Annotated in this window: 1 rRNA gene; it reads right to left on the bottom strand. The window is 61.6% G+C overall.

The annotated features are described in order from the left end of the window. Window positions 1-110 precede the first annotated feature (110 nt). Window positions 111-226, bottom strand: a 5S ribosomal RNA gene (gene rrf / locus ASF69_RS16580). Window positions 227-305 lie beyond the last annotated feature (79 nt).

Raw genomic sequence — 305 nt, 5'->3', positions numbered from 1 at the left:
GTGACCTTCAGGTTATGAGCCTGACGAGCTACCGGGCTGCTCCACCCCGCGCCAACGTTTGATCGTTTGAGAGGGAACGGCTCATTGGTGAGCTGTCTTGTTCTGTGCAGGTCTGGCGGCGACCGACTCTCCCGTGTCTTGAGACACAGTACCATGGGCGCTGGTGCGTTTAACGGCCGAGTTCGAGATGGGATCGGGTTCTGGGCACACCGCTCAAACCACCAGACCGGCGCAGGACAAGGCGTTCGGCAAGCATGAGCGACAGCCGTAGGGCGTCGCTGAGCGACAGCCGGTTTGGGCTGTCG

Source organism: Rhizobium sp. Leaf311 (genome assembly GCF_001423445.1).
Taxonomy (GTDB): domain Bacteria; phylum Pseudomonadota; class Alphaproteobacteria; order Rhizobiales; family Rhizobiaceae; genus Agrobacterium.
The sequence above is the reverse complement of the archived record's forward strand: the minus strand, read 5'-3'. Positions and strand labels throughout refer to the sequence as shown.